General features: G+C 71.2%; 8 protein-coding genes. 6 read left to right on the top strand and 2 right to left on the bottom strand.

The genetic code is table 11. The features are described from left to right. Positions 1-143: 143 nt before the first annotated feature. On the bottom strand, positions 144-551 hold the full coding sequence (locus WD250_09995) for a Uma2 family endonuclease (GenBank protein ID MEX2620539.1): 408 nt from the start codon (positions 549-551) through the stop codon (positions 144-146). Between the two features lie 20 nt (positions 552-571). On the opposite strand from WD250_09995, the gene WD250_09990 reads away from it, so the two are divergent. Then, positions 572-733, top strand: a complete 162-nt coding sequence (locus tag WD250_09990) for a hypothetical protein (GenBank protein MEX2620538.1) — start codon at positions 572-574, stop codon at positions 731-733. Here the strand turns inward: WD250_09990 and WD250_09985 are convergent. Next, complete coding sequence (locus WD250_09985; protein MEX2620537.1) at positions 730-1,236, bottom strand: Uma2 family endonuclease; 507 nt, start codon at positions 1,234-1,236, stop codon at positions 730-732. The genes WD250_09990 and WD250_09985 overlap by 4 nt on opposite strands. A gap of 699 nt (positions 1,237-1,935) precedes the next feature. Between WD250_09985 and WD250_09980 the strand changes: the two genes are divergently transcribed. The 5 genes from WD250_09980 to WD250_09960 form a co-directional block, all read left to right on the top strand. Next, positions 1,936-2,955, top strand: a complete 1,020-nt coding sequence (locus WD250_09980) for an ATP-binding protein (GenBank protein MEX2620536.1) — start codon at positions 1,936-1,938, stop codon at positions 2,953-2,955. Positions 2,956-3,095: 140 nt separating this feature from the next. Next, positions 3,096-3,347 (top strand): hypothetical protein, encoded by a 252-nt coding sequence (locus tag WD250_09975; protein MEX2620535.1) that lies wholly within the window; start codon positions 3,096-3,098, stop codon positions 3,345-3,347. Then, positions 3,344-4,027, top strand: coding sequence for an RNA ligase family protein (locus WD250_09970; GenBank protein MEX2620534.1), 684 nt, complete (start codon positions 3,344-3,346; stop codon positions 4,025-4,027). The genes WD250_09975 and WD250_09970 overlap by 4 nt, the downstream gene beginning before the upstream one ends. Positions 4,028-4,289: 262 nt before the next feature. Beyond that, positions 4,290-4,703 carry a hypothetical protein gene (locus WD250_09965; GenBank protein MEX2620533.1) on the top strand — a complete coding sequence of 138 codons (414 nt, stop codon included), beginning with the start codon at positions 4,290-4,292 and terminating at the stop codon, positions 4,701-4,703. Continuing rightward, positions 4,700-4,970 (top strand): hypothetical protein (locus WD250_09960; protein MEX2620532.1); only part of this gene is annotated, 271 nt, incomplete at its 3' end. The genes WD250_09965 and WD250_09960, both read left to right, overlap by 4 nt.

Below are 4,970 nucleotides of genomic sequence, written 5' to 3'. Positions count from 1 at the left end.
GCGCCCCTGGTCGCCATCCCCAGCGCGAGCGGCGAGCTGATCCGCGAGGTCAGCGCGCTGGTCCACGGCCGCGCTGGTCCACGACGCGGACCCATGGGGGTGTGACTCCGCGCGGGTGCCCGGTGCGCGTGCCCGATACGGGGTCAGGCGTCGAGCAGGCGCGCGACCGCCACGGTCAGGCCCGGGGCAGCGACGGGCTCGACGACGTTGCCGCGCGTGTGTGCGCCGGGCTGGCCGTAGCCGGCCTCGCCGAGGCGGTGGACGAGCACCCGGTCGCCGTCAAGGTCGACCACCCAGTACTCGGCGACGCCGAGCCGCTGGTAGATATCGCGCTTGGCGGTGCGGTCGATGCTGGCGGTGCCCGGCGAGGTCACCTCCACGAGCAGGTAGGCGGCGACGGACAGGCCGTCCTCGGCGATGCGGTCGACGCGCTCGGCGCGTACGAACGTGACATCGGGCCTGGTCGAGTTGTCGGGGTCGAGCTCGACCGCGAACGGGCCGGTGAGCACCGCGCCGCCGTGCGTGTCGGCGTCGACACCCAGGTCGACCACCAGACGCGTGACGATGCGCGGTGGCGGGTCGAGGGCGACCCGCCGATCACCAGCTCACCGCCGATGATCTCGGGGTACAGCCCGAAGCGGTCGAGCACCCCGGCGGTGTCGAGCGCGCGCAGCTGGGCGTGGGCCATGCTGTGGCCGGCGACGTCGCCATCGGCGTCCTCCTGTCGGGCTAGGTGCTGCGCAGCTCGCGCAGGGCCACGCTGACCCCGCAGGCGTCGAGCGTCTCGTCGGCGCTGTGGCGGGTCACCGACGCGTAGCCCTGCCCACCAGGGTCGGTGTGGACGTGGACGACGTCGCCGGCGACGTCGATCACCCAGTAGACCGGTACGCCGGCCGCCGCGTAGATGCGTGCCTTGCGCACGAGGTCAAGCGCCAGCGAGGAGTCGGCGACCTCGATGACCAGCAGGGCCCGCTGGGGATGGCGGTCGCGGGGCTCGTCGGCGGGGACCACGGCGATGTCGGGCTCGGGCTCGGAGTGCTCGCCGGCGGCCATCGGCAGGCGCACCCGCGCCGTGCCGACCAGCGCGGGCATCAGCCGCTCGTTGAGGGCTTCCACGATGCCGGCGTGGCGCGCTGTCTGCGGGCTCATCGTCACGAGCTGCCCGTCGAGCAGCTGGATGCGCTCGTCGCCGAACACGTCGTAGTCGACCAGCAGGTCGTACTCGGTGCGGCGCACGGGCGGACCTGGACCTCGGTCATGTCCTCAAGGCTACGACGGGGCTGCGCTATTGGGACCTTGACTGCGTGCTGGCTGTGGACAACGCCAGCCTACCGGCCCGGGGCCCGAGACCGACTCGGTCCGGCCTTGCCGACGCCGTCTCCGCCCGCGCGCCACGCCGACGCCAGCCGGCTCCGCGAGCACCGCGGCCCGGCCATCACCAGGGCGCATGCGGCGTGACGGGGGTCGCGCCACCTGACCCTGCGGGGGCGCGCCACGGACGCAACCGGGCGAGGGGTTACTTGCGGTAACCCCCTGGTGCCCAAGGGTCTCGCGAGCGAGCGCCACAGTCCACAGGCGTCTCGGTGGCCGCCCCCACCTCGCAGGCCGCTTGCTAAGGTCGCTGGATGGGACCGAGCGAGACATCCGTCATCGGCGAGCTGCGCCTTGAGTCGTTCAAGAGCTTCGACACGGCGCGGCTTGCTCTCGGCTCGCTGACACTGCTCATCGGCCGCAACGGGGCCGGCAAGTCCAACGCCCTGGACGCGCTGGAGGTGCTGTCACGCCTCGCCAAGGGTGACGATGTTCGCGATGCGCTCGAGGGTGGGCGACGCGACACCGGACCCGTCCGAGGGGGCGCGGAAGGATGCGCGCCCTACAAGCAGCCCAGCTTCGCGCTGGGGTGCTCGGTGCGGACCGGTGACGTGTCGGTGTCGCTTGACGTGCGGGTCCCAGATCGCCCCCACCGTGCAGGTCATGGAGGAGAAGCTGTGCGGCCAGACGCGGCACGGCTGGAAGGTGCTGCTCGAGACTACTGGTGGCGATCCGGAACGGGCCGACATCCACGCCGCCTGGTGGAACAACAAGCAGGGTCCCAACCCGGTGTTGCCGTTTCGGGCCTCACGCCTGCTGACCTCGCAGGTGGCAACCCGGGTGCCCGCCACCTCGGCGGCGGGAAGGGCGGTTCACCAGGCGGCCGACCAGATGCTCTCGGGGCTGGCTGGTGTCTTCCACCTGGACCCCGTCCCCCACCTCATGCGCCAGTACGTCCAGGAGCGCGACGTGGTCCTGCGCAGGACGGCGGAGAACCTGTCGGCCGCCGTTCGTCACCTCTCGTCGACCGACCGGGACGCGTTCGATGAGCTCCAGAGCCTTCTCGCCACACTGCCCGAGCACGAGCTCACCAAGCTGGTGGTCGAACGCTCTCCGCTGGGCGACGTCATGCTCGCGGTGAAGGAGCGCCAGCGACGGCGCGCTGTCGTCATCCCCGCCCGATTGATGAGTGACGGCATGCTGCGCTTCCTGGCCATCGCCACGGCGCTGCTGAGCTCCGGGCAGCCTGAGGTGCGGGAACGCACCTCGGAGATGGAGGCAACGGGAGGGCGGACCCTGGTCATCGAGGAGCTGGAGAACGGGCTGCACCCCACCCAGGCAGCCAGGGTGCTCGAGCTGCTTGTCCGGGAGGGGCGGCGTCGAGAGGTCCAGACGCTCGCCACCACCCATTCACCTGCGCTCCTCTCGGCACTCGCGGGGGAAGACCACGACCACGTCATCGTGTGCGACCGCGACCCGGCGACGGGCACCAGCCGCCTGCGCCCACTGCCGGAACTGCCGGGCTACGCCGCTGCGATGGCGACCGGCAGCCTCGGTGAAGCCGTTGCGCGCGGCCTGCTCCAGCGGACTGTATCCACCGAGCAGGACCACGGGGACTTCGAGCGCCTCCTCGGGTTGGGCTGACCGGTGCAGGTGTGCTTCCTCGACACCTCGGTCCTGACCAACCTCCTCGACGTGCCTGGCAAGAACCAGCAGCGCGCAACCACATCGCACAGCTTGCCGGCGGAGACGATCGTCGCGGGTGCGCAACGAGGCTCGCCGTCATGCTGCAGGCCGTCATCGAGGGCCGAGCTCCCTTTGTGCTCCACGAGATGGGCTGGGACGCGGACTTCCTGCATCGACTCCTCACGGGGGCTGCCACATCCACGAGCCTCGTTGATCACTGCGTCAACGCAACCCTGGGCTGCGGCGACCTGGCTATCCTGGTCGAGCGGGACCGGTACCGGTCACGAGTGGCCAAGGGCAGCCAGGTGGAGATCTGGACATTCGATGCTGCTTTGGGCGCCTTCGCATGACGGTCTCGCCGCCGAGCTTCCCGCGCATCCCCTATCTTCTCGGTGATCGCGAGCGCGACCTGCGTGTCCCGCCCTCCGAGCTGTCCTGGTGGTTGCGTGTCTCCGCCACAGTCGAGGAGAAGCTGGACGGCGCGAACGTAGCCCTCTGGTTCGACGAGCGAGGAACCCTCCAAGTGGCCTCCCGGGCCGGGGCGGGGGGCATGGACCGTGCCGGCCAACTGGGCCGGCTGCGAGCATGGGGCGCGGAGCGCCGCCACGACCTGCTGGCGCTTCTCGATGGGGGCTGCGCAGTGTACGGAGAGTGGCTGTGGTTGACGCACTCGTTGTTCTACGACGCGCTCCCGGACTACCTCGTCGTGCTGGACATTTGGACGTCGGAGCGAGGGTGGGCGCCGCTGGAGGAGCGTGACGCGCGGGCGGCGGGTGCCGCGCTGCCGGTTCCACCGCTCCTGCTCCGGGGACCGGTTGGGGACGTGTCCCGGCTCGAGGAGCTGACGCGGCGGTCGGCTTTTAGGCGGAGTGGCGTCGCCGAAGGAGCGGTGCTGCAGGTGATTGGAGACGACGGGACCAGCCGTCGTGCGAAGTGGGTCCGCGATGACTTCGACCGGATCGGCGACGCCGACTGGCGGGGACGGCGTCCGCGCAACCGACTGGCCCGCGGGACCCCTGCGCGTCGCTGAACGACGCGTGGGTGCCTCGGTACGGACTTGCTGCGGGTTGTTTGACAGGGATGCCCCACAGCCGATGACGAAAGCTCGGGCGGTCCTGTCGTTACCTACTCGCGGGGCGGCCAGTGGGGCTGCACCCGCGCAACGCCGCTGACGCGGCCCTTTCGCCGCCGCGGCGTGGGCCCACCTCTCCGCTGGGCTGCCGAGGCAGTGAGCGGCGCACGATGCTGCTCGCACAGCGGCCGTACCACGATCGAGTGGTACAGTCGGGTTCATGGTGGAGCTCGAGGTCCTCGACGAGATCAACCGCCTGCTTGATGCTGACGCGGGCGCCACCGTGAACACCTCGATGCGGCTACCGACGTGCCTGCGCGACGCCGCCGCGCTGGCTGTACGACACCTTGGCGTGGCGGACAGCACGACGACGCTCACCGCCGCGTCGTTGCGACGGTTCCTCGAGACCGTCGTGATGGAGGCGGCCCTGCACGCCCACGTCGACCAGCACCCGCACGCACGGCCGTCGCTGGCCGAGGTCGCGCTCGCGCTCGCCGCCCAGGACAGCTCGCCGCTGGCCGACCGACCGGACCTGATCGAGCGCGCGGCCGACGACGTCGTGCAGCGCCGGCCCGGCGCTGACGCCGACGATGTGCTGCTGTGGGCCGAGGCGCAGCTCGCCGCTGCCACGTGAGAGCGGTCGTGCTGGACAACACCGCGGTGCAGGCGCTGCGTGACGACGGCCACCGCACGCACCGTCAGGTCCTGGCCCATCTCACCGCGGTCACCCAGCGGCGACGGCGAGGGGCTGACGTCACCGCCGTGGTCCCGACGGTGGTGCGGGTGGCGGCCGGCTGGGACCGGTCAACCCCGGCGGCGGCCGCGATCAACCGATTCCGTGTGGTTGACGGCGTGCTCGACGGCGCAGCCGCTGATGTCGCCGCTTGGCTGGTCAGCGTCC

Source organism: Egibacteraceae bacterium (assembly GCA_040905805.1).
GTDB lineage: Bacteria > Actinomycetota > Nitriliruptoria > Euzebyales > Egibacteraceae > DATLGH01.
The sequence above is the reverse complement of the archived record's forward strand: the minus strand, read 5'-3'. Positions and strand labels throughout refer to the sequence as shown.

What these genes read in the sequence shown, in the direction of transcription:
- WD250_09975 (MEX2620535.1), top strand. Translation starts at nt 3,096, where the DNA reads ATGCTGCAGGCCGTCATCGAGGGCCGAGCTCCCTTTGTGCTCCACGAG.
- WD250_09965 (MEX2620533.1), top strand. Translation starts at nt 4,290, where the DNA reads ATGGTGGAGCTCGAGGTCCTCGACGAGATCAACCGCCTGCTTGATGCT.
- WD250_09970 (MEX2620534.1), top strand. Translation starts at nt 3,344, where the DNA reads ATGACGGTCTCGCCGCCGAGCTTCCCGCGCATCCCCTATCTTCTCGGT.